At 38.8% G+C, this 22,965-nt stretch carries 21 protein-coding genes; 11 read left to right on the forward strand and 10 right to left on the reverse strand.

All coding sequences use genetic code 11. The features are described 5' to 3' along the window. Window positions 1-48: 48 nt before the first annotated feature. From R2R28_RS10250 to R2R28_RS10260, 3 genes are all read right to left on the reverse strand, one after another. On the reverse strand, window positions 49-642 hold the full coding sequence (locus R2R28_RS10250; protein ID WP_316825588.1) for an RNA polymerase sigma-70 factor: 594 nt from the start codon (window positions 640-642) through the stop codon (window positions 49-51). A gap of 155 nt (window positions 643-797) precedes the next feature. Next, entirely contained in the window at window positions 798-1,586 is a 789-nt protein-coding gene (locus tag R2R28_RS10255; protein ID WP_316825589.1) for an AraC family transcriptional regulator, read from the reverse strand. 147 nt (window positions 1,587-1,733) lie between these two features. Beyond that, complete coding sequence (locus tag R2R28_RS10260; RefSeq protein WP_316825590.1) at window positions 1,734-2,564, reverse strand: SDR family oxidoreductase; 831 nt, start codon at window positions 2,562-2,564, stop codon at window positions 1,734-1,736. A gap of 293 nt (window positions 2,565-2,857) precedes the next feature. On the opposite strand from R2R28_RS10260, the gene R2R28_RS10265 reads away from it, so the two are divergent. Next, window positions 2,858-3,490, forward strand: coding sequence for a DUF5710 domain-containing protein (locus R2R28_RS10265; RefSeq protein WP_316825591.1), 633 nt, complete (start codon window positions 2,858-2,860; stop codon window positions 3,488-3,490). 5 nt (window positions 3,491-3,495) lie between these two features. On the opposite strand, the gene R2R28_RS10270 is transcribed toward R2R28_RS10265, so the two are convergent. After that, window positions 3,496-4,626, reverse strand: coding sequence for a BamA/TamA family outer membrane protein (locus R2R28_RS10270; RefSeq protein WP_316825592.1), 1,131 nt, complete (start codon window positions 4,624-4,626; stop codon window positions 3,496-3,498). Between the two features lie 201 nt (window positions 4,627-4,827). On the opposite strand from R2R28_RS10270, the gene R2R28_RS10275 reads away from it, so the two are divergent. After that, window positions 4,828-7,416: a phosphatidylglycerol lysyltransferase domain-containing protein gene (locus R2R28_RS10275; RefSeq protein ID WP_316825593.1), complete on the forward strand. Its 2,589-nt coding sequence runs from the start codon at window positions 4,828-4,830 to the stop codon at window positions 7,414-7,416. On the opposite strand, the gene R2R28_RS10280 is transcribed toward R2R28_RS10275, so the two are convergent. From R2R28_RS10280 to R2R28_RS10290, 3 genes are read right to left on the reverse strand one after another with little or no spacing between them, the layout of a single operon-like run. Further along, a complete protein-coding gene (locus R2R28_RS10280; RefSeq protein WP_316825594.1) occupies window positions 7,417-8,091 on the reverse strand; it encodes an AcvB/VirJ family lysyl-phosphatidylglycerol hydrolase in 675 nt (224 codons plus the stop codon). Between the two features lie 6 nt (window positions 8,092-8,097). Beyond that, a complete protein-coding gene (locus R2R28_RS10285) occupies window positions 8,098-8,805 on the reverse strand; it encodes an AcvB/VirJ family lysyl-phosphatidylglycerol hydrolase (RefSeq protein WP_316825595.1) in 708 nt (235 codons plus the stop codon). A gap of 3 nt (window positions 8,806-8,808) precedes the next feature. Then, window positions 8,809-9,378, reverse strand: a complete 570-nt coding sequence (locus R2R28_RS10290; RefSeq protein ID WP_316825596.1) for an outer membrane beta-barrel protein — start codon at window positions 9,376-9,378, stop codon at window positions 8,809-8,811. Window positions 9,379-9,940: 562 nt separating this feature from the next. Here R2R28_RS10290 and R2R28_RS10295 point away from each other — a divergent pair. The 4 genes from R2R28_RS10295 (at window position 9,941) to R2R28_RS10310 (ending at window position 13,007) form a co-directional block, all read left to right on the forward strand. Beyond that, window positions 9,941-10,501 carry a sigma-70 family RNA polymerase sigma factor gene (locus tag R2R28_RS10295; RefSeq protein ID WP_316825597.1) on the forward strand — a complete coding sequence of 187 codons (561 nt, stop codon included), beginning with the start codon at window positions 9,941-9,943 and terminating at the stop codon, window positions 10,499-10,501. Continuing rightward, window positions 10,494-11,282, forward strand: a complete 789-nt coding sequence (locus tag R2R28_RS10300; protein ID WP_316825598.1) for a HEAT repeat domain-containing protein — start codon at window positions 10,494-10,496, stop codon at window positions 11,280-11,282. Before R2R28_RS10295 ends, R2R28_RS10300 begins: the two co-directional genes overlap by 8 nt. A 23-nt stretch (window positions 11,283-11,305) precedes the next feature. After that, complete coding sequence (locus R2R28_RS10305; protein ID WP_316825599.1) at window positions 11,306-12,208, forward strand: DUF4097 family beta strand repeat-containing protein; 903 nt, start codon at window positions 11,306-11,308, stop codon at window positions 12,206-12,208. A 73-nt stretch (window positions 12,209-12,281) separates the two neighbouring features. Further along, on the forward strand, window positions 12,282-13,007 hold the full coding sequence (locus R2R28_RS10310; protein WP_316825600.1) for a hypothetical protein: 726 nt from the start codon (window positions 12,282-12,284) through the stop codon (window positions 13,005-13,007). Between the two features lie 389 nt (window positions 13,008-13,396). On the opposite strand, the gene R2R28_RS10315 is transcribed toward R2R28_RS10310, so the two are convergent. After that, window positions 13,397-16,039, reverse strand: a complete 2,643-nt coding sequence (locus R2R28_RS10315; RefSeq protein WP_316825601.1) for a TonB-dependent receptor — start codon at window positions 16,037-16,039, stop codon at window positions 13,397-13,399. Between the two features lie 1,027 nt (window positions 16,040-17,066). Between R2R28_RS10315 and R2R28_RS10320 the strand changes: the two genes are divergently transcribed. Further along, window positions 17,067-18,065: a 2-hydroxyacid dehydrogenase gene (locus R2R28_RS10320; protein ID WP_316825602.1), complete on the forward strand. Its 999-nt coding sequence runs from the start codon at window positions 17,067-17,069 to the stop codon at window positions 18,063-18,065. 121 nt (window positions 18,066-18,186) lie between these two features. Here R2R28_RS10320 and map read toward each other — a convergent pair whose 3' ends face one another. Beyond that, entirely contained in the window at window positions 18,187-18,990 is an 804-nt protein-coding gene (gene map / locus R2R28_RS10325) for a type I methionyl aminopeptidase (RefSeq protein WP_316825603.1), read from the reverse strand. A gap of 181 nt (window positions 18,991-19,171) precedes the next feature. Between map and tam the strand changes: the two genes are divergently transcribed. Together tam and R2R28_RS10335 are read left to right on the forward strand one after the other, a co-directional pair. Continuing rightward, a complete protein-coding gene (gene tam / locus R2R28_RS10330) occupies window positions 19,172-19,957 on the forward strand; it encodes a trans-aconitate 2-methyltransferase (protein WP_316825604.1) in 786 nt (261 codons plus the stop codon). 323 nt (window positions 19,958-20,280) lie between these two features. Then, window positions 20,281-20,967, forward strand: coding sequence for a DUF2461 domain-containing protein (locus R2R28_RS10335; protein ID WP_316825605.1), 687 nt, complete (start codon window positions 20,281-20,283; stop codon window positions 20,965-20,967). A 106-nt stretch (window positions 20,968-21,073) separates the two neighbouring features. Here the strand turns inward: R2R28_RS10335 and R2R28_RS10340 are convergent, their stop codons facing one another. After that, complete coding sequence (locus R2R28_RS10340) at window positions 21,074-21,820, reverse strand: SDR family oxidoreductase (protein ID WP_316825606.1); 747 nt, start codon at window positions 21,818-21,820, stop codon at window positions 21,074-21,076. Window positions 21,821-21,900: 80 nt separating this feature from the next. On the opposite strand from R2R28_RS10340, the gene R2R28_RS10345 reads away from it, so the two are divergent. Beyond that, window positions 21,901-22,278: a winged helix-turn-helix transcriptional regulator gene (locus R2R28_RS10345; RefSeq protein WP_025142409.1), complete on the forward strand. Its 378-nt coding sequence runs from the start codon at window positions 21,901-21,903 to the stop codon at window positions 22,276-22,278. Between the two features lie 128 nt (window positions 22,279-22,406). Further along, window positions 22,407-22,961, forward strand: coding sequence for a ferritin-like domain-containing protein (locus R2R28_RS10350; RefSeq protein WP_316825607.1), 555 nt, complete (start codon window positions 22,407-22,409; stop codon window positions 22,959-22,961). Window positions 22,962-22,965 lie beyond the last annotated feature (4 nt).

The raw sequence follows: 22,965 nt of genomic DNA on the forward strand, positions 1-22,965 counted from the left end.
TCGTTTTAGCTTCTTATTTTGAAGCAAAAGAAAGGTATAAATGAAAAGTTAAGCTTTTATGCGCAAAAGCATAGAAATTCCGAGCATGAGTAAAGAAGAATCGTAGGCCATAATACGTTGTTTAAGCCTTTCTGCTGCCCGGTAACTCTGGTTTTTAACCGTTTGTTCAGATATGCCAAGTTTTTCGGCAATTTGTGATACCGATAACCTGAGTTCGCGTTTAAGGTGGTAAATTTCTACCATGCGGGGCGGCATTAAAGATAACTCATCATCTATAATTTTTTGCAATTCGCCGGCAATCAATTCCTCATCTGGCGCAAGGGCATAATTTTGAGGTTTTTTAGCAAAACCATCTGCATAACGCAAACGCACTTCATCTTTCCTGAAAACATCGAGTATTTTGTGGCGCAGTATGCCATAGAGGTAACTTTGAAGTTCGTTTTCGCGGTCGAGCATTTCTGCATTATTCCACAACACTACAAAACACTCCTGTATCAGATCTTCGGCCATTTCCTGATCGTTGAGCTTACGCAGCGCATGATGGTAAAGTTGTGCCCAGTATTTTTCAAAAGCTTGTTCAAATGCCTTACCCTTTATTTCAGGAGTACTCGCCATTGAACCGCTTTCCGGGAGTATGGGCATGGGATGTGAAGTTTAGTTAGGTTTATTGAATGGCCTAAAATATAAATTATTAGCGGAAATACAATGTTTTACCTGTTACTGCTTCAATATAATAGAAAATAGGAGAGATGCGGTTTTGTATTGATACGTTTTTATACTACTTCAGGAGATAGTTACTATTTTAAAAGTGCAGATGGCGCCACACCAAACGTCTTTTTAAAAGCAAAAGAAAAATGAGAAAGATCTTCGAAACCTACCTGAAGATAAACTTCAGTAGGTTTTTGTTTTTTCTTTTGGATGAGGAAATGTGCTTCCTGCAACCGTTTTTGGATAAGCCAGCGTCTGGGTGCATCCTTAAAAGTTTTCTCGAAATCGCGTTTAAAACCCGAAAGGCTTCTTCCGGTAAGGTAAGCAAAACGCTCAATGCTGACATTGAATTTGAAATTCCTGTTCATGAAAGATTCCAGGTCGATTTTCCCCGGATCACTGAAATCGAAAATCACATTCCGGAGTTCCGGTTGGGTTTTTAGCAACAACAGCACCAGTTCTTTTTTCTTCAGGAACATTAATTCGATACTTTCTGTATCTGTGCTATTGATATAAGGACTTACTGATTGTACATAATTTTGAAACAATGGATTGGGCTCCAAGGGGATAATGACGCTGTTAACGGTAGAAATTTCATCATCATATGCATATTCTTTTTGAAAAGTTTTTAAAAAATCCTGGTTCAAAAAAGTAGAAACGGTTTTGAAATCACCACCCTCCGGACCTTTTTTAAAATACCTGGCCAGGCTGTTCCGCTTTGCAAAACAATAATCACCATCTTTTAAATGATATTCCTTATTCCCGTCGTAAAATGAAATGGAGCCAGCAACAATGTAAATAAAGATGTGTTCCGGAATAAACTGCTCAGCCGAAATACTAGGCTGGTAGTGGCAGGAACTGGCCATGGATTCGTTCATACTGTTGTTTTCCTAAATGATCGTCATTTCGCGGAGGCTTTTTCAGCCGACAAAGCAATCTTACAACGATCGCTTGTAGCGTGTGCTTTAAGATTGCTTTGTAAATCGCAATGACTTTACCTATATTAATTAATCTTTAAATTGCACTTAAAGATACTTTTTATAACTTTCTTTAATCAAATCTACATATTCCTGATCTGGTAAAGAGTGTCGGTTTGCCATACGTTGGTTAAAATCCTCATTGCCTATCACATACCTCAAAGTATCCTTTCCATCAGTTGCGGCTTCATAAATCACCGATGCAACTGCTTCTGCCGTTGCCAGTTGTTGGCCCGATAAACTGGCGAAAAGTTGTCCTGCTGCACCAATAAAATGATTGTAATCTTCAATTACCGGTTTAGCCGCAAATTTTTCGCCACTTACTGCTCCAAAGTTTGTAGTAGTACCACCTGGTTCTACAATTTTTACCCCGATGTTAAGGTCGGCCAGTTCGAACGATAAAGATTCTGAGAAACCTTCTAATGCAAATTTTGATGCGGAGTAAAGGGAAATTAATGGTAATGTAAATTTACCCGCCCCGGAGCTGATGTTAATGATCATGCCAGATTTTTTTGCCCTGAAGTGCGGGAGAATTGCCCTGATGGTATCCATAACCCCAAAAACATTAATATCGAACTGGGTTTTTACCTGATCTTCAGGAGTGGTTTCGAAAATTCCAAATTCGCCATAACCTGCGTTGTTTACCAATACATCAATATGGCCAAATTTTTCTATTCCCTGCTGTATGGCAGCTTGAATGGTTTCTTGTTTTTGTACATCAAGCCGGGTAATGAAAATGTTTTCCTGATTGTTTAAATCCTGTTCTTTTTCAGGATTACGCATGGTGGCAATTACATTCCAGCCATGAGCTGCAAAATGTTTTGCACTTGTTTTTCCAATACCTGATGATGCACCTGTTATTAATATCGTCTTTTTCATGTTTTCTATTTTTATACCACAAAGGTGGGGCTTAATCAGGATTGTTGTTTTGTTTCATGGTCCAAAATATTTTGTTGTACAGGCCAGGGAGGAGATGGAAAAGGTTAGTCCAGAGTCTTTAGTCCTTAGTTAATTTCTCGCGGATTGTCATCCTGAGGGTAGCCAAAGCATCTTTTAGATGGAAAATGTAAGATGGATGATGGAATTAATTAAATACCTGCCTTTGCGGTTAAAATCCTGCTTAGTAATAACCAAATTTTAATTATTTTCGTGCTGCAAGCTTAAACAAAACCATGCCTTATATCCTTAACGTTCCTTTTACTGATAAAGACGAGGCTAAAGCACTCGGGGCGTACTGGCTCACCGAAATCAAAAAATGGGTTATTCCCGATCACATTACAGATGTAAACCGTTTTGCAAAATGGGTTCCGGCAGGACGTTTAGATTGCATTGTCCGAAAACCCTATTTACTGGCCCAAGCCACCAGAATCTGCTGGAAATGTGGCCAGAAAACACGTGTTATGGCTCCGGCCGCCGTAAATTATTATCATTTAGAACAAATGGATGACGATGATCCGGATGGTGGGGAAGTGGCCTGGGTTAAAGGAGAAAATCCAACCTTGTTCAGTTACCTGCAAAGCGCTGATCTTCCTGCAATGGAACATTTAAAAAAAGTACACCCTCAGTTTAAATATAGTTTTTCTAAAGCGATTCAGTTTTCTTACTGGGCCAATACCTGTAAACACTGTGGCATATTACAGGGAGATTTTGAACTGCATGATGAACCCGGCGGACCATTTTTTCCTATTGCTTATGATCTCGATGATATCAAAATTATAGAATTTAAACTGGAGTACGATTATGCCATTGAAGGCGAATACGGAGGTGAACAGTTTGAGGAAATGGATTTTACGGAGTTTTTATAATGTGGTTAAAATGCCTCTCCTAAACTGATGTAAAAACCACGCTGTCTTTCTTCGCTTTTCACTTTTGTACCTATACCGTAATCCATCCTTACGCTTAAACCTTTTGCAGGATCAAAAAAGTACCTTAAACCAGCACCCAAATCAGGTTTGAAATTATCCATTGCAAATGTGGTACGGCCCCAAACGGTGCCGGCTCCTGCAAATATTACTGCACCAAAACGGTTGTTCAGTCGGTAACGCAATTCCGTTTGCATGGCCAGCAAGTTCCGGTCACGGTACCTGCCCGAGTAGTAACCACGCATCATTTCGTCGTTACCCAATTGCGGCAAAATGTAAAAAGGAGAGTGGTCGCTTTGTAAGCCCTGATAAATTCCTTGTGCACCGAGTACAAACTTTCCGCCCAAATCCCAAAAGTTACGGATGTTTGCCCCAAACTGGCTTCCGGTAAAATTTGTACCGCCAAAAAAATCAGGCGCATATTGATAAGTTACCCTGCCAAAAAAACCTTTAGTAGGGTAATTATTCGAATTTCGGGTATCATAAATTTGCGAAAGACCTAAAAAGATAACTTTTCCACCTCTTTTTCCTTGTATTTCGGGCCGTTGGGTAAAAATCTTGTCTGGCGATCGGTCATCAAAAACATAATTTTCATACCCTAAAGAAACTCCCGAATAAAAATTCTTAATAAATGTTCTTTCCAGATCGAGTTTTATCTTAAAATCCTGTTGTTGCAGTTTATCTTCATCTGCCTTTCTGGTGCGATTGCCAATACCATAAAAATTAAAAGGCATCTTTCTAAATCGTATTTCGGCAATGGCGTGGTAAATATTGCCTTTGCTCCAGGCATCGCCCAAAATGCTGAAATTGTAGGTTTTTTTGGTTGAGTAAGAAGCTGTTCCCGAAAAATTTGAACTTCGGTTAGTCGTATCCGTATGGTCGGCATAAAATGAAAATAATGCACCCGTTCCAAATTGAAAACCAGTTTCCTGCGTATAGCCAAGCACCGGAATGGGCATAAAGCTAGATTTCCGCGTGGTATCTTTCTCGTTTGACAGTAATTTCTTAATCAGTTTGATTTGGGCGGTACACTGAAGCATCATGAATGAACATATTGCAGCCAGCAGCATTTTTTTCATGGCGCAAATAAAGTAAATTATTTAATGATTTTAATGAATTGTAGGTGAGGGCAGACTTGTTTTGTTGCATTCTGTACTTATTTTTCCACTTAGTCGGTTAATTCGTTAAAATGTTCCTATTTTTAGACTGAACTAATTATTGATCATCCTACAACAGATGTTTTGCCCTTTCTTTAAGATCGGGTAAACAGCTATATTTTTATGCACAAAGCAAAGTCATTTCTATCCAACCTCGTATATAACAAGTTTTTCTGGCAATTTTTCCTGGCAGTTTTTATGTTGGGGATGGCTGTGTTCTTTATTCGCAACCAACATGTAGAGGTAATACAGATTACCAGGCAATTGGATACGGCTGTACCGCTTTATGTTGTGCTGGGTATTTTACTTACTGTTGTTTATATTGTTGCGCAGGGGCAAATGTATGTGCATAGTTTTAAAGCCCTAAATGTTGATGTTTCGCTGGGCAACGCCATAAAACTATTTTTAAAACGCAACCTCATCAGCGTTTTTCTGCCCGCAGGTGGCTTTTCGTCGCTCATATTTTTTACAAGAGAAATTGAAGAAAAAGGTATTTCTAAGTCCAAAATTCACTTGTCATCCACCTTATTTGCATTTTGTGGCATCCTTTCGGTAGTAGTGGTGGCCATTCCGGTATTGGGCATTGCGCTGTTATCAACCCGGTTGGGACAAGTAGAAATTATCAGTTTTGTATTCCTGTTACTCTTAACCGTTTTCCTTTTTATCAGTATTTATTCCATCTCAAAAAAAGGCTGGGCCTATCAATATATTTCGAAGATCAGGCCGTCATTGGTTACTGTTTTTGATGATATGATCGAAGAACACATCAGCAGGAAACAGTTTTGGCTCACACTGCTGGTTTCTATCGCTATTGAGTTTATCGGCATCCTGCATTTGTACATCTGTATGCTCGCACTTGGTTTTCAGGCCAGTATCCCGGCGGCAATTGTTGGGTATATTGTGATGGTAATCCTGCTTATTGCTTCACCGTTTTTAAGGGGATTAGGTACCATTGAAGTATCTCTTACCTTTATCCTCGGGCAGTTTGGTTTTCCGCTTATTGCTGCGGCAACGATCACACTGATGTTCAGGTTCTTTGAATTTTGGCTGCCTTTAATTGCAGGTATTATTAGTTTTATCCTCAAAAAAGATAGCATTATTCTGCGCGTACTACCCGCTTTTATCATTTTAATTCTAGGAGTGGTAAATATAATTTCTTCCATCACACCATCTATCCCAACCAGGCTTAGGCTGGTAAGGGATATTTTACCCGAAGACCTGATTGTAACCAGTAATGCACTGGTGCTCATTTTTGGTCTCATTTTAGTAATGGTGAGTATATTTTTGTTACAGGGATCAAAACGGGCCTGGTATGTGGCCATTTCGCTCACCCTGTTTTCTATTTTGGGCCATTTGTTAAAGGCTGCAGATTATGAAGAGGCTATATTGGCACTAATTGCAGGTTCATCACTGTTTTATACCCGCGATAATTATAAGCTAAAGCCGCATCCAAAATTTGTAAGGGTGAGTTACTGGGTATATTTATATGCCATTGCTGCTGTTTTTGTGTATGGGGTGCTGGGTTTCTATTTTATGGAGAAAAGGCATTTTGGCATAGAATTTAAGTTTGTTGATTCGGTGATGGCCGTTTTAAAGGTGATTTTCTTCATTGATGATAAGGCATTAAACCCACTTACCAAATTTGGCAGCCATTTCGAACAGTCTATTTATGCAGCCAGTGGTTTGGTGATTCTTTTTATTGTTTTTAGCTTGCTTAAACCATACTTTTTCAAACCTTATAATAGTCCCGAAGATTTTATAGAAGCCGAACAGCTGCTTAAGGAAAAAGGAAACTCTGCACTCGATTATTTTAAAACCTATCCGGATAAATTTATCTATTTTAATGAAGGTAGAACCGCATTTATCAGTTTTAAAATTACGCGGCACTTTGCCCTGGTACTTGAAGATCCTGTTGCTGCCAGCGATGGGGAAAAGATAGCCATGATCAACAAATTTGAAGAAAGGTGCAGGGAAACCGGATTTATCGCAGCTTATTACCGGGTACCACACGAATCGTTGGATTTATATAAATCTATTGGTAAAAAGTTTATCCCGATAGGCGAAGAAGCAGTATTAGACCTAACCACTTTTACCATCGACGGCGGGAAGATGAAAACCACCAGAAGTGCTATAAACCGGTTGAGCAGTGAGGGATTTATTTTTAAAGTATATAAGGAACAGCAAAAAGAAGGGCTTTTACAAAAACTCCAAACCGTTTCTGATAACTGGCTGAGAGATCTTGATCAAAAAGAAGTTGCTTTTACCCAAGGCGTTTTTGATAAAACCATATTGAAAAACCAAACGATTTTAACCATTGAAGATGCAGAAGAAAAAGTTTATGCTTTTTTAAATCTGGTGCCTGATTATGCACCTGGAGAGGCTACTTACGACCTCATCAGGAAGGAAAAAGATGCACCAAACGGTGTACTGGATATGTTGCTGGCCAAAACTTTTCTATATCTTAAAGATGAAGGCTTTAAAAGTGTAAATATGGGCTTAGCGCCACTATCGGGAATAAATGGCGAAGACTTTACTCAAAAAACGATTAAATATGCTTACGATAACCTGAAAGCTTTTGCACAGTTTAAAGGACTGAGAAAATATAAAGAAAAATTCTACCCTTCGTGGAACAAAAAATACCTGATTTATAGTCACCATTACCATTTATTACAGGTTCCGAATGCTTTAAAAAGAATTTCGGAAGGCAGTTAATTACAGCTCAGCCTGAATTGAAGTAACTACTTTTTTTATGTCGTTATTAAATTTGTGCGATCCCGGGATAAGGCTTTTGTTTATATTTTTCTTATCTGGAATTGCTTTGTATAACTCACTATTTTCATCCTCGCCAAAAATGAACAGAAGTTTGCTGCTGATTTTGTTGATTTCGGGCAATACTTTGTATTTGGCATCTTTACTGCCAAAACCCATCATATCAGTTAAGTGAATGATGAAATCGGTTGAGTTTGACGGCGATAGCAGTATCGTTGATCTTAATTTTGGCTGCAGATCTTTTGCTAATCGGGGTGTTAAAAATAAAGCAGCATCTGCGCCAAAAGAATAACCTAAAATAGAAAATTCATCTTTATCCCAGCTTTTTAAGTACGATGCAATAACGGCATTTAAGTCTTGTGCCAGTTTATCGGGCGTTTTCTGATCCCAGAAATACTTTCTACTGTCTAAAGCAACAAGGGCATAGTTTTTATCATTTAACGCTTGTATCAGGTCTTGCGAAAAACTGTTCATCCCACCATCACCACTCAGGTAAAAAATAATACTTTTGGCAGTCGGTTTTGCCTTTACCGTTAAAGGAAGTTTTGTGATATCCTGGGCCCGGGTAAAAAGGATGCAAAATAATAAGGCAGAAAAAAGAGAAATTTTATAAATCATTTAATGCTATTTCAATACTGCTATGATGTTGTGGTATGCAGCAGTTTGGTAATGGTGGTTGCCGGGAATACTGTCGATCACCACGTTTTTTTGATTGATGTTTTTTAAAGGTTTATCCGTTTCCTCTTCTCCATAAAAACAAAAAACAGGAATGCTTATTTTTTTAATTTCGAGATCGACTTTATGAGGGTAATTATCGCCCGATAAGTTTGTCAGGTCGCCAAAATGAACCTTAAATGAAGTAGTAGCATAAGGAGAAAGCATTTCTAAAGCCCTAACATGCCTTTTAGCGCGATATGGAAGCCTGTTGTAAATAAATGGCACCACATCTGCTCCAAAAGAATAACCACATAAATAAATTTCACGGGTTTTGTATTTAAAGGCGTATTTACGGATTAACTGAGCAACATCTTTTTCGGTTTGCTCAGGTGTTTTTTGTTCCCAAAAATAATCTCTCGAATTAATACCAATGGTATGGAAGCCACTTTCTGCAAATTTTAACGAAAGCTCATCTTCAAATTTTACCCAGCCACCATCGCCCGAAAGAAAGATAAGTAGTTTTTTTGCCTGTGGATCTTTAGCAGGATATAAAAAAACAGGCAGGTTAAATTCTTTACCTTCAATTGCCTTGTTTTCGTGCACCCTGGCCCTTTTAAACAATGCACAACTGCTTAAAGCGGTTGCCAGTAAAAGTAAAAGAACGATCCTTCTCATGTTTTATAAAAATGTAAAACCCAGCATAAAAGATAGTCCATGTGGGTTAATATCCAGGTCGTTTGTACTCATTTTATATCCTTTTAAACCAACTGCAAGGAAGGTGTTTAATTTTGGTGTAATGCCATATTTCGCACCAAAACCGGTGTAAACATAAAAACCTTTTTCGCTTACCTTACTTTTAATTTCTGGTGTAGGATCTTCTGCAATATCGTATTTATTAAAAGATATACCCAACGAAGTTTCTACATATGGCCTGATCTTTTTAGTGGTTTTAAAGTTGTATTTTAAGTTACCATATACCGGTAAAAACTTTAGTTTGTATAATACATAGCCATTATCATGATGAATGGAAGTGGTAGCATATTCTAACCCGAATCCAGGTTCTAATCCGTTGGTAAACAGGTAATTTACTTTTATTGATGGTGCATAGAAAAGGTTACTGTGCGTAGATCTTAACAGCTCGAAAGCGGGTGAAACTGAAAAAGTTCCGCTACTGGTTTTTTCTTGCGCAAAAGAAAGAAAGGGTAGTACAAGCAATAAATTGCCTAAGAGTATTTTTTTAATTGTCATTATTTATGAATGTAAGCGTAAACATAATAAAAAGCTTTGATTGGTCACTAATTGGTTAATCGGTTAATTTGGTTAAATGGTCAATAGTTTGATGGTTCATAGCCATGTTTGTCAATGGCGAGGTGCAGCCCGGCCCGTTTTACAGAAAAACAATTTTAATACTTTTGCCAGGCCTTAATTTTCTTAACTCCTTAATGGTCATTAATTGGTTCATTAGCCATTGGTTCATTGGTTAAATGGTCGATAGTTTGATGGTTCATAGCCATGTTCGTGAATTGCGAGGTGCAGCCCGGTCCGTTTTACAGAAAAGCAATTTTAATACTTTTGCCAGGCCTTAATTTTCTTAACTCCTTAATGGTCATTAATTGGTTCATTAGCCATTGGTTCATTGGTTGAATGGTGCTCAACAGGTTTAAAAATTAGTTTTTTGCCCGATTGTTTGATTAGATTTACTTCATCTTTATGTTTTTTTTTATTTTTTTAAAAATAGATGCAACACTATTGTACATGCTGCGACTAGAGAATAGAAACGTATTAATACAGATAAATTAAAAGCTCAACATTGCGCACTGCTGAACAGATAACCGATCAGGATTTAATTCTACTCTGCCTTGAAGGTAGGGATGCGGGCTATACCGGACTTTACAACCGTTATGCCAGAAAGGTTTATAATTCGATCAGCCGGATTATAAGTCATACAGGCGAAGCTGAGGATATTCTGCAGGATATTTTCTGTACCGTGTTTAGCGATATGAGTAAATTAAAGGGAGTACTAAGTTTCGAGGCTTGGGTAAGACGGATGGCCATAAACCGTTCTATTTCTCACTTAAGGAAAAGGAAAATAACTTTTTCAGACCTGGGCGAAATGGATATTGAAGACGAAGGAGTAATTGATAATGATGAAGTTGAAATTTTTGATTGCAGGGTAGAGGATGTGAAAAAGAGTATCGAAGAACTTTCATCAGGTTATAAAACGATTTTAAATTTATATGTTTTTGAAAAAATGACACATGAAGAAATCGCTGCGATGCTCGGACTTTCTGCCAGTACGGTTAGAACGCAGTATCACCGGGCAAAAAAACGTGTTTTACTATCACTAAAAGACAAATGTTATTATGAATGATCAGATAAAGGATTTTGTGGACCAGCACCGGGAGGAATTCGATCATCTCGACGCACCGGCTTTTGATATGGCCCGTTTTAAACAAACGCAGGGGCAGTCTGAACAGCCAAACGTTAAAACCATAAAGTTTTTTAACAGGGCTAAATGGCTGGTTGCCGCATCAATTGTGCTGATAGCGGGAATTGTATTGACATTTTTTTATCCGCATACCGAACGCGATGTACTTTTAATCCCCAATGAAAGTACTGCCACTTTGCAACGCAAACCATCTGGAAAAGAAAACAAAGTTATACCTAAGGATATTTTACCTCCACAGGCTACTGAAGTAAATAAAACGGCAAAAAATCAGCTTGAAACCGTAAAAAAACAGATTCAGCCTATCAGCCATAAAGATGAAGAATACGTGGATTTAAAAGATAGCAGTTCAGCAAGTATCAGGTTGCTGGCGATATTAAAAATCGAAAAAACAAACCAGATCAATAATAAAACGCTGGATATGTTATCGAAAACGCTTAATCACGATGGTAATACAAACGTACGATTGGCTGCCTTAAATGTGCTGCAAAAGTACAGTGCCGATAAATATGCGTCTGCATTGCTCATCAGTTCGCTTAACAAACAAGACGATCCTATGGTACAGCTTGGCCTGGTTAGCTTTTTAGGTAAAATGAAGAATGCAGCAATCGGTGAAAAACTTTATGCACTGGCCAATAACCCCGAAACTTTTGCCGCAGTACGCGATGAGGCTTACAGTGCATTATTAAATCAAGATAAACTATAAATAAACAAACAAGAATAACAGTTATGAAAAAGCAATTTATCATTCTTTTTTCTCTGCTTGCCATCACGGTATCGGCATCGGCACAGAAAGAATACAAATTAAACAAAAACTCAGGGCAGCTCAACCTGAATATACCAGGCGCAATAGTAGAAGGTTATAGCGGGAATGAAATTATTTTTTCTATACCAAAAGGGGAAACTGAAGTGGAGGATGAACGCGCAAAAGGACTCCGTGCCATTAGCGGATCGGGCTTTAACGATAATACAGGCCTAGGTTTGGATGTTGCTGAAAAAGGAGGCGAAATTAATGTTAATACCGTAAACAGGGAAATGAAAGGTATATTAACCATTAAAGTGCCTCAAAACATTAAAGTAGTTTTCGTCAACAAAAGCAATGTATATCAGAACGAAATCATCTTAAAAAATCTTAAAAGCGAGATAGAGGTTTCTACAAGTTACAATAAAATAAAGCTCGAAAATAATAGCGGACCAATGAACATTAAAACACTTTATGGTTCGGTTGATGCTATTTTTACTGAAGCCATTAAGGGCCCTGTATCTATTGTTTCGGTATATGGTTATGTAGATGTATCACTTCCTGCTGCTACAAAAGCAAATGTAGAGTTGGGCACCAGTTATGGCAAACTTTATGCTGCAGAGGGTTTAAAAATAACCATCGATAAATCAGAAAAAACAGAGCGCGGCGGGCTTACTTCTTTAAATGGCAATGCAAATGGTGGCGGCCAGGTAACCATGATCCGTTCAGGTCAATCAGTAAATACTTTAACCTCGGGTGCCAGTGGAGATGGTTTTGAATACAGCAGTAGCAGCCGCAATGCTGAAAATATTAAAGGTAAAATTAATGGCGGTGGTGCTGACCTGATTTTGACCTCACGTTATAAAAATGTGTACCTAAGAGAGAAATAATCGTAAACTCTGGGTTTTTCCCTTCATCTGCCTAAAGCCCGCTTTCAGTGGCAATGGCAATAAATTAATTTTTATGAAAACCATATTATATTGGCTTCTGGTGGCCATGGTGCCGGGTATTGCCTTTTCGCAAACCAAAATCAACAAAACCTACCCGGTAAAAAAAGGCGATGTAGTGGTACTCCGCTTCGATTATCCAAAGGTAGTACACATTTCCAGCTGGGATAAAAATGAAATTGCTATAGAAGCTTCGGTAAAAATAAACAATGGTGAAAATGATGCTGCCTTTACAATCGAGCAAAGCAGTGCAGACGGAACCATTACCATTCAGAATAAACTCGATATGGACGAAATCCCTGAATCTTATTATGTGAAAGAAAATGGTATTAAAACACGTTTAAACTCAAAGGCTGATCTTGATGCTTATCTTAAAGAAAAAAGTGGCACCAAAATATCAACCTATCAAACTAAGGATATCGAAATTACCATCAACATTAAACTCCCGGCAAATATCAGCGCAGATGTAAGTTCTGTATACGGTATTGTAGAAATTAAAGACTTTAAAGGGCCAATAAAGGTAGATGCAAAGTATGGAGGGATTGATGCCAGTATTAATCAAAATTCGATAGGCAAGATCAAGCTGACTAACCGTTATGGAAAGATCTATACCAATTTAGTGCTTAAACCGACCGAAATGAGAGAAGAAAATTTCTTTACTTCTTTAACAGCCACTCCCGGTGTTGGACCAAACTACGATTTGAGTTCATCATACGGTAATATTTATTTAAGAAACCCGTAAGGGATGGAGGAGGAAAGATGGGGGATGGATGATGGACAAGGCGTGTGGAGATAAGTGACAGTTAACTTTGATTGCTCGTTTCGTCTTCCCGACCGCAGTGGAGAGATCTATGAGTTGAATATCACTTATAGATCTCTTCTTAACTTTTGGCCACGGAAAGCACACAGCATATTTTACTTAGCATCCTTCTGCTAGATTTCTCATCCTGAGGGATAATTTATTTTATAAAAATCAATATGAATGACAGAAGGTTTTAATGCGGTTTATTGGTCTGGAGGAATCGCCATTGCTATGACGATCATTTTATTGGATCTGTTAAATTGCGCTTTTCCCTTCCTCTGTGTGCTCAGTGCCTTCTCTCTATGCTCTCTGTGGTAAAAAAAAGCACCTTAACCACCAAATTTACGTACCCGATAAATCAACGATAACATAAAATAGCGGCCCAGTCTGTTTACCTGTTTATCTACAATCATATTGTCGAACACATCCCTCGAAATACCCGAGTTCTGATCAAAAAGGTCAAATCCTTCCACGCGGATGGCAGCCATATCGTTTTTCATAAACTTATATTCCATTGATAGGCGCAACAGGGTTGGATTTCGTACAGCTCCATTATCAAAACCAGAGTTAACCTGTTTAGTGAAATCGTAACCTACCGTAAGGTCTTTAAAAAAGTAATTACGGCCTTCTATACCACACTCAAAACGGTTTGATTGTCGATCGGCAAAACTATCTCCTGAGTAGTTGGTGAGGTTTTGTGAATAGGAAGTTTCTACCTCAAAGTTTACAATATCCTTTAAATCTACCCGAAACTCCAGTTCCTGGCGCCACGATATGTTTTTCGCTTCAATCCGGCTATCATCCGTAAAGGTAATGTTGTTGTTCAGCTGACCGGAACCGGAGTAGCCAAGGGTAAATTTCCGTTCGGGTGATAAAGGTTTACTAATGTTATAATCGCCCTGAAGGGTATAATAACCATCTGCGTTGATGTAGCTGGTAAGCTGGTTAACCGTACCGGGCACACGTTGTTTAGTGGTCACAATCCTGTCGTTTGTACGTTCATATTTGAAATTCGCCTGAATTACTTTTCCCGCATTCCAATCGGCTTGTTTATAATGTGCATTAACACTCTGGATAAATTCAGGTTTCAGGTTTGGGTTTCCGGTAACTATATTCTGAAGATTCGAATTATCGGATATTGGCTGTAACTGCAAAAATCCTGGCTGATTATTTCTTCCCCAATAGTTGATGTCAAAAGATTCCTGATTGGAAAATTTATAAGAAAAACGGCCCGAAGGAATAAGGTTAAAAGTTCGGTTAACCGTTTGAATATTGTTGCTCAGGTTTTCGCCACATAATATTGCCGGTTGTGCATTAAGGCCGAGTGTATAATTCAGTTTCTCGCCTATATACCTGTAATTTAGTCCAACTTTATTGGTAATAAACTGGTAATCATAAATATTGCTTAAATTAGTGTTAAGCGTCTGGTTTTCGCCCGCTACATCATAAACATCACGCGAATTGTTTGTAGATGAACGGTTCCAGTTATAATTTACTTCCAGAAAAGTTTGTTTCCAGATCGGTTCCATGTAAGAAACGCCTGCATTAAGTCCGAAATTTCGGCTATCCTGGTTATTCAGCTGGTTTTGCAAAACAGAATCTGCCGCTTTGTTATGTGTATTAATATACATGTTGTACAAATCCCTGTCGTTTTCACCGTTCGAATAGTTAATGCTTCCCCATGAAGTAATGTTGCGGCCCTTTTTCTCAAACTTGTGGTTAAAAAAGAAATTGGTTCGTGCATTAATATTATTCGAAGTATTAAAGTTTGTACTTTGTATGTTTGTAGTAAGTGTATCCTGGGTAACATCCGATCCTCCGGCACTGTTTCCACTATTATTGCTATAAGAGAAATTTGGCGAAATCTTCAGGTAGTTCATCGTGTCAATTTTGTATTCGATATTGCCACCAAACCAATGGTTATTATTATTGCTTCTGTTATTGCTGTTCGCATTTTCTAAGCGGTTTATTGGGTTTTGATTCGCATCCTGTAAAACACTTTGTGTATAGGTAGAGCTGATGGTATTGTTTTTGTTGTTGCTAAAATTGTACGCAGCGTCTGCAGAAAGTTTGGTGCTAAATTCGTTTTTATAATTAAGGCTTAAAGCGTTTCTGGTGTTAATGCCGTCGCCACCGCCACCTCGCATATTGGCATTGGCCGAAGTTCCATCAAAAGAGAACTGCCTTTCGCCCTTCATGCTATTTCCTCTTATACTGGTATTATAGCGATCTGAATTGCCAACACCAGCTGAGGCCCGGGCAAAATATCCCTTCTTTTTATCATCTTCAATGGTGAGGTTTAATACCTTCTCTGGCTCGCCGGATTTGATGCCGGTAAGTTTCGCCTGATCGCCATAATCGTCGATGATCTGAAGGTTTTTGATGATGTCGGCAGGTAAATTTTTAATGGCCGTGGCCACATCTGTTCCAAAAAAATCCTTTCCGTTAACCCGGATTTTGGTTACTGGTGCTCCCTGACTGGTTACATTGCCATCTTTATCTACCTTAATTCCGGGCAATTTTTTTAGTACCTCATCCACCGCATCGCCATCTCTTACCGGAAAAGCTTTTGCATTAAAACTCACGGTATCTTCGCTTACTTTTATGGGTGGGATGCCTGAAATTACCACGCTTTCAAGGGTATTGGAAGATGGCTTTAATTTAATATCGGTAATGTTAAGGGCAGTGCCTTTATCAATAAGATATTGTTTAATAAAAGTATCGTAGCCAATAAAAGCAGCAGAAAGGGTAAACTGTTTAGATTTAATTTTGCTTAATATAAAAGTTCCGTCGGGATTAGCAGAAGTGCCCACACTATCATTGCCTGATTTAATCCGTACCACAGCACCAGGAAGTGGCAGGCCGGCCGTATCCAAAACAATACCTTTTACAGTGTAGTTTTGCGCATAACTGTTTGTTAAAATACCCGCAAAGAGCAGGAGTAAGCAAATCGATTTAGTAAATACCCTCATGAATTATTTGTGTGTGCTATAAAAATACGGAGCAGCAGGCTAATCACATGGAGCGTAATCAACATGTTACCAAGGATGTATAATGTGAGCTGTACAATGGAAACATTAAAGAATGGGTCAGTTTGGAGTTGAGCGTATGGCGTTTGGAGTAGTTTTATCGCTTGTACCTTAAACAATTGACGAACATAGCTATGAACCATCAAACAATGAAGCAATGGCTAATGAACCAATTAATGACCATTAAGGAGTTAAGAAAATTAAGGCCTGGCAAAAGTATCAAGATTGCTTTTCTGTAAAACGGGCCGAGCTGCACCTTGCAATTGACGAACATGGCTATGAACCATCAAACTATTGACCATTCAACCAATGAACCAATGGCTAATGAACCGATTAATGACCATAAAGGAGTTGAAAAAATTAAAATCTGGCAAAAGTATTAAGATTGCTTTTCAGTAAAAAGGAACAAGCTGCACCTTGCAATTGACGAACATGGCTATGAACCATCAACCAATGAACCAATGGCTAATGAACCAATTAAAGACCATTAAGGAGTTAAGAAAATTAAGGCTTATGAACAGTATTAAAATTGCTTTTCTGTAAAACGGGCCGGTCTGCACTTCGCAATTCACGAACATGGCTATGAACCATCAAACTATTGACCATTCAACCAATGAACCAATGGCTAATGAACCGATTAATGACCATAAAGGAGTTAAAAAAATTAAAATCTGGCAAAAGTATTAAGATTGCTTTTCAGTAAAAAGGAACAAGCTGCACCTTGCAATTGACGAACATGGCTATGAACCATCAACCAATGAACCAATGGCTAATGAACCAATTAAAGACCATTAAGGAGTTAAGAAAATTAAGGCCTGGCAAAAATATTAAGATTGCTTTTCTGTAAAACGGGCCGGGCTGCACCTCGCAATTGACGAACATGGCTATGAACCATCAAACTATTGACCAATTAACCAATGGCTAATGAACCAATGACGAATCAACCAATTTAATCCGTATTTTTACCTTAATGAAGATTGTATTTTTTTCTGCGAAGCCCTACGACCGTGAATTTTTTGAAAATTGTAACAACGATTACGATTTCGAGCTGGAATTTTGGGAAACTCATTTAGGGCCTCACATTGTTGACGCAATTAAAACCGGAACCGATGCTGTTTGTGTGTTTGTAAATGATAAATTAACAGCTGAGGTAATTGAAATCTTGGCACAAAAAGGTGTCAAAATCGTTGCCCTACGCTGTGCAGGTTTTAATAATGTAGATTTAGAGGCAGCTAAGCAGTACGGAATCCGCGTTTGTCGCGTTCCTGCTTACTCACCACAAGCCGTGGCCGAGCATGCAGTGGCGATGCTGCTTACACTAAACCGTAAAACACATAAGGCATATAACCGTATTCGTGAGCAGAATTTTTCGCTTTCTGGCTTAATGGGATTTAATCTTTTTGGCAAAACAGCAGGGATAATCGGCACCGGGAAAATAGGTGCTGCCTTTTGTAAAATTATGCTGGGTTTTGGTTGCAACGTACTCGCTTACGATCCTTTTGAGAATGAGCAATTGCGAAATGCGGGTATAAAATACCTTCCTTTTCATGAAGTAATTAAAGATGCTGATATCATTTCGCTGCATTGCCCGCTTACACCTGAAAACCATCATCTGATTGGTGCGGCCAGCTTGTCGTCGATGAAAAAAGGTGTTACACTCATTAACACCAGCCGCGGAGGATTGATCCATACACGTGAAGTAATTGATGCGCTAAAAACCGGGCAGGTTGGGGCGTTGGCAATTGATGTTTATGAGCAGGAAGAAAATTTATTTTTTAAAGACCTTTCCGGCAGTATAATTGGTGATGACGATATTCAGCGACTTATTAGTTTCCCGAATGTTTTGGTTACCGGGCATCAGGCTTTTTTTACACAAGAGGCTTTGTCTGAAATTGCTGAATCGACCTTGGGCACAATTAAGGCTTTGTTAGCAGGAGATGAGCAAGATAGCGATGCCGTATTGGTGTAGAGGTGGGCGAGAAGCGTCAGGCGTAATTAATGGTTGATGGTTCATCGTAGCTATAACGAATGAACCATCAGATATTTTAATTTTTATATACGTGATGCATTCAGCATTTCGCACTTTGCAATTAAGCGTAATATGAAGTATTCAGGTTAATATTTTTCTTTTCTGCCTCTTCTATTGGTGCGTAATTAGAAAGAATTAGGGCCTCACCTTTTTTAACACATACATCATGTTCAAAATGCACCGATGGACTACCGTCTGCCGTTCTGATTGTCCAGCCATCATTATCTAAAAACACTTCTTTTTTACCCATATTAATCATTGGTTCGATAGCCATCACCAGGTTTTCTTTTAACAACATTCCTGTGCCTTTTCGGCCGTAATTTGGCACCTGCGGATCTTCGTGCATGTCTTTTCCAAGGCCATGCCCAACCAGATCCCTTACTACGCCATAACCCTGTTTTTCGTTATAATGTTGGATGGCATAACCAATATCACCGAGGCGTTTGCCTACAACAGCCTCCTTAATGCCTACAAAAAGTGATTCTTTTGTGGTTTTAACAAGATTTAATATTTCAGGAGACACCTCGCCGATGATAAAAGTATAAGCATGATCCCCATGGAAACCATTTTTGATGGTACCTACATCCACAGAAATGATATCGCCATCAACAAGTTCATAATCACTCGGGAAACCATGTACCACCACATCGTTAACCGAAGTAATAATATGAAAAGGAAAACCATTGTAGTTATAAAAAGATGGAACAGCACCGTTAGCGAGTATAAACTCATTGGCCAGTTTGTCAATTTGTAATGTTGTAATGCCAGGCTTGATTATTTTGGCTACTTCTGCCAGCGTATCGCTTACAAGTAGTGCGCTGATCTGCATCAGTTCTACTTCTTCATTCGTCTTGTATAAAATCATTACTGCAAATTTAAGAAAAGAAGCGGGTAAGCGGAAATGATTGACGATTCATCGTTGGAAAGTTGGATTGTTACAAGGTTTTAATGTTTGAAAGCTCAGGTGTTATATGTTCCTTTTAGTGGTGCGGAACAAGTTGGAACACCTTTTGTGCAATAAATACCACACCCCCGGATACAAGAATATGAATATAAATCAGCCCGATGCCTGGTCTGCAAGCCAGTATACTAAATTTGAAAATGAACGTAATCGCCCTATAACAGATCTTTTAAGCCATATATCTCTCCATGGTGTAAACAAAGCAATAGATATTGGCTGTGGTCCCGGAAATTCAACGCAGTTATTACAGGCAAAATTTCCGGCAGCAACAGTTAGTGGCATCGATAGTTCGGCTGATATGATTGCTGCGGCCAAAAAGCGTATGCCGGATGTAGCGTTTGATGTGGCCGATATCACACATTGGAACGACAACGAATTTTACGATTTAATATTTGCCAATGCCGTATTACAATGGGTGCCAGATCATGTTAGCCTGTTTCCAAAATTCATCAGTAAGTTAAATAAAGGAGGTACACTTGCTGTACAAATGCCCGATAATTTTGAAGAACCTACACATCGGTTAATGCGTGAGATTGCTGCAGAAGGTTTATGGAAAGATAAATTGCTTAAAGCCTCGAAACGGGTTGCCCGGGAAGGTGCCGAATGGTATTACACAAATTTGAAAGATAAAGTAACCACTCTAGACATCTGGCGTACAACTTATTTCCATCCCCTGCAAGGTGGTGCCAAAGCAATTGTAGAATGGCTTAAAGGAACCGGGTTGCGACCTTATTTAAACGCGCTGAATGATAGCGAACAATTACAATTTATAAATAAATATGAAGAAGAACTCTCAAAAGCATACCACATATTTGATGACGGAACTGTACTGTTACCTTTTCCAAGGTTATTTATTATAGCAGTTAGGTAGCTTGAAGAAGTAAAATGATGGGAGAAATGCGTTCGATTGTGAGGTTCGAAAGTTCAGGTGCTTCACAGGTTATAGAATGATTTAAGAGGTAAAATGGATGATGGAAAAAACAAATCTATTGTAATGTTGAAAGATATGTAAAATCAGGTAATCTTAGGTGGTGAAATAAAAATGTAAGAGATGGATGATGGAAACAAAATGGTTGAGACCATATATGTTTCTTAAATTCCTTAAATGGTGGAAAAAATAATTAGATTTATTACGTAGCCATGGAAAATATCCTTTATCCTCCCACTATATTTGAAAAATAAATAACACATTACATGCCTGCTACACCTATAAAAATACACCGTTCCAATATCGGTTTTTTAGAACAATTAAAAAAGAACAACAACCGCGAGTGGTTTAACGAGCGTAAAACTGAATTTCTTGCTGAGCAAGCCAATATAGAAGATTTTGCTTCAGCTTTATTAACCGAGCTAAATCTGCATGATGTAATCGAAACCCTCTCTGGTAAAAAAAGCCTCTACCGCATTTATCGCGATACGCGTTTTTCGACAGATAAAACTCCCTATAAAACCCATTGGAGCGGAAGTTTTAAACGTGCAGGCAAAAGCAGGCGTGGTGGTTATTACTTTCATATCGAAAAGGGAAATACTTTTGTAGGGGGCGGCTTCTGGGGGCCTTCTCCTGCCGACCTGAAATTAATCAGAGATGATATTGCCTTTGATGCACAACCGCTGCGTGACATCCTGAATGATAAAAATTTTATCGCTTCTTTTGGAAATTTAACAGGAGAACAACTTAAAACCACACCGAAAGGTTTCGATGCCGGGCATCCTGATATCGATCTTTTACGTTTTAAGCAATTTCTACTGATTAAAAGATTTAATGACGAAACCATACTGAGTGATAATTTCGTTCAACAATTGGCCCAGGCTTTCAAAGATATGCGACCTTTTTTTGATTATATGAGCAGTGTATTGAGTAGTGATGCAAATGGAGAGTAGCTGGTTCATTAGCCAATAGTTTTATAGTGCATGGTCGATTGCTATTAAGTTTCATGATTACTTCGCAAATCCTTCATCCGCGAAGTAATCGATTATTGACCTCGGACTACACTTTAAGGCTCATTCCACCGTCCATTACAATTTCTGACCCTGTAATAAAGTTAGCAGCATCACTGCAGAAAAAAGTAACCATTTTACCTACATCTTCTGCTTTCCCGATTTTTTTTAGCGGAATGCGGTCAATCATCCATTGGTTAAGTGCAGCTAACTGTTCTTCATTAAGGCCTTTTTTATTCATAATTTCTGTAGCTGTTGGCCCCGGACTAACGCTGTTCACACGGATCTGGCGTGGTGCTAATTCCACTGCAGCAATGCGCATAATAGAATTTAATGCAGCCTTGCTCGACGAATAGATCGAACTATTTGGTAAATCCATACTGGCTGTGTTTGAAGATAGGAACACAACTGAGCCTCCATCATTTAACAATGGTATAAACTTGCTCAGTGTAAAATAGGCACCTTTAAAGTTCACCCCCATAATCGTATCAAAAGTTTTTTCCGTAGCATCTGCTATACTGCTCTGTTCTACTACACCTGCATTAATAAATAGGATATCAATTTTGCCAAAGGTTTTTTCTACCTCGTGAGCTAATCCCTCAATTGCGGTGATTTGGCTCTGATCTGCCACCAAGCCTTTAACACCAAGTTCTGCAGCTGCTTTTTCAACCGCGTCGTTTCTTCTTCCGGTGATGATGACCTCAGCACCTTGTTTTTGTAATTCTTTTGCGGTGGCATAACCAATACCGCTATTTCCGCCGGTTACCAGCGCTTTTTTTCCTTCTAAATTATTCATGATAAAAAAATAAATTAATGATGCAAAAATACCGCAATATTGGTATACTTTTGTAAGTAGTATCACAGAGTATACCAGTTATGGAAACAGAAAAAAGAAATCAGATTGCTGCCGAAGTATTGTCTAATCCCCGCAACCAGCAGGAAGAAATACAGGCTTTACAGGATACACTTTATGTGCTTGGAGGCAAATGGAAACTGCCGATCATCAATTCCATCTGTAACGGTAATAAAAGGTTCAGGGACATCGAAAGAAGTATACCCGGCATTACCACAAGAATGCTTTCAAAAGAATTAAAAGAAATGACGGCCAATCAACTGATCAAAAGAACGGTGATTGATGACACTCCGGTAAGCATCGAATATACTTCTACTGATTATTGCAGATCTTTTGGCGATATCATCCTCGAAATGATCAAATGGGGAAAGCAACACAGACAAAAGCTAAAAGAAGGGTAGGTTTTTGGTTAATCGACTATGGACTAAAGACTCCGGACTATCTCCCGACTCTTCAAAACTAAACAAAGAAACATAAAACTTAAGCTGAAATAAAAGGTTGTACCTATATACCTTAAACAGCTTATCCCATGAAAAAAAATGAAACTGGTGGCGATCCAAAATTCGCGACTAAAACAACGGCACAAGATGCGCCTGCTTTAAACGGATTATTTAAAGATGCCATCGCCGATCTATATTGGGCAGAAAATCACCTGGTAAAAGCATTACCTAAAATGATTTCGGCCGCTACTTCCCCCGAACTTAAAAATGCAATCGAATCTCATCTCGAAGAAACTAAAGTCCATGTTACCAGGCTAGAGCAGGTATTCGAACTTTTAGGTGAGAAAGCCATCGCCAAAAAATGTGATGCCATGGAAGGCCTAACCAAAGAAGCAGAAGGAATAGTAGAAGAAACCGAGCCAGGTACCGCCACCCGTGACGTAGGCATCATCCTCGCTGCGCAAAAAGTAGAACATTATGAAATTGCCAGCTATGGCGGGCTTTATCAGTTGGCTACCACCCTTGGCCTAACCGATATTGCCGATATTTTAGCGCTAACACTTGCCGAAGAAAAACTGGCCGACAGCAAACTGACCGATATAGCAGAAAACGAAATTAATTACAAAGCAGCTGAAGAAGCTTAAACGA

Origin of the sequence: Pedobacter miscanthi (assembly GCF_032678605.1) — a bacterium.
Classification (GTDB): Bacteria; Bacteroidota; Bacteroidia; order Sphingobacteriales; family Sphingobacteriaceae; genus Pedobacter; species Pedobacter miscanthi_A.

Coding starts and splice junctions, on each gene's coding strand:
- R2R28_RS10300 (WP_316825598.1), top strand. CDS start 10,494: ATGAATGATCAGATAAAGGATTTTGTGGACCAGCACCGGGAGGAATTC.
- R2R28_RS10340 (WP_316825606.1), bottom strand. CDS start 21,820: ATGAATAATTTAGAAGGAAAAAAAGCGCTGGTAACCGGCGGAAATAGC.
- R2R28_RS10305 (WP_316825599.1), top strand. CDS start 11,306: ATGAAAAAGCAATTTATCATTCTTTTTTCTCTGCTTGCCATCACGGTA.
- R2R28_RS10350 (WP_316825607.1), top strand. CDS start 22,407: ATGAAAAAAAATGAAACTGGTGGCGATCCAAAATTCGCGACTAAAACA.
- R2R28_RS10270 (WP_316825592.1), bottom strand. CDS start 4,626: ATGAAAAAAATGCTGCTGGCTGCAATATGTTCATTCATGATGCTTCAG.
- R2R28_RS10250 (WP_316825588.1), bottom strand. CDS start 642: ATGCCCATACTCCCGGAAAGCGGTTCAATGGCGAGTACTCCTGAAATA.
- R2R28_RS10320 (WP_316825602.1), top strand. CDS start 17,067: ATGAAGATTGTATTTTTTTCTGCGAAGCCCTACGACCGTGAATTTTTT.
- tam (WP_316825604.1), top strand. CDS start 19,172: ATGAATATAAATCAGCCCGATGCCTGGTCTGCAAGCCAGTATACTAAA.
- R2R28_RS10255 (WP_316825589.1), bottom strand. CDS start 1,586: ATGAACGAATCCATGGCCAGTTCCTGCCACTACCAGCCTAGTATTTCG.
- R2R28_RS10275 (WP_316825593.1), top strand. CDS start 4,828: ATGCACAAAGCAAAGTCATTTCTATCCAACCTCGTATATAACAAGTTT.
- R2R28_RS10260 (WP_316825590.1), bottom strand. CDS start 2,564: ATGAAAAAGACGATATTAATAACAGGTGCATCATCAGGTATTGGAAAA.
- R2R28_RS10345 (WP_025142409.1), top strand. CDS start 21,901: ATGGAAACAGAAAAAAGAAATCAGATTGCTGCCGAAGTATTGTCTAAT.
- R2R28_RS10315 (WP_316825601.1), bottom strand. CDS start 16,039: ATGAGGGTATTTACTAAATCGATTTGCTTACTCCTGCTCTTTGCGGGT.
- R2R28_RS10265 (WP_316825591.1), top strand. CDS start 2,858: ATGCCTTATATCCTTAACGTTCCTTTTACTGATAAAGACGAGGCTAAA.
- R2R28_RS10290 (WP_316825596.1), bottom strand. CDS start 9,378: ATGACAATTAAAAAAATACTCTTAGGCAATTTATTGCTTGTACTACCC.
- R2R28_RS10310 (WP_316825600.1), top strand. CDS start 12,282: ATGAAAACCATATTATATTGGCTTCTGGTGGCCATGGTGCCGGGTATT.
- map (WP_316825603.1), bottom strand. CDS start 18,990: ATGATTTTATACAAGACGAATGAAGAAGTAGAACTGATGCAGATCAGC.
- R2R28_RS10285 (WP_316825595.1), bottom strand. CDS start 8,805: ATGAGAAGGATCGTTCTTTTACTTTTACTGGCAACCGCTTTAAGCAGT.
- R2R28_RS10335 (WP_316825605.1), top strand. CDS start 20,281: ATGCCTGCTACACCTATAAAAATACACCGTTCCAATATCGGTTTTTTA.
- R2R28_RS10280 (WP_316825594.1), bottom strand. CDS start 8,091: ATGATTTATAAAATTTCTCTTTTTTCTGCCTTATTATTTTGCATCCTT.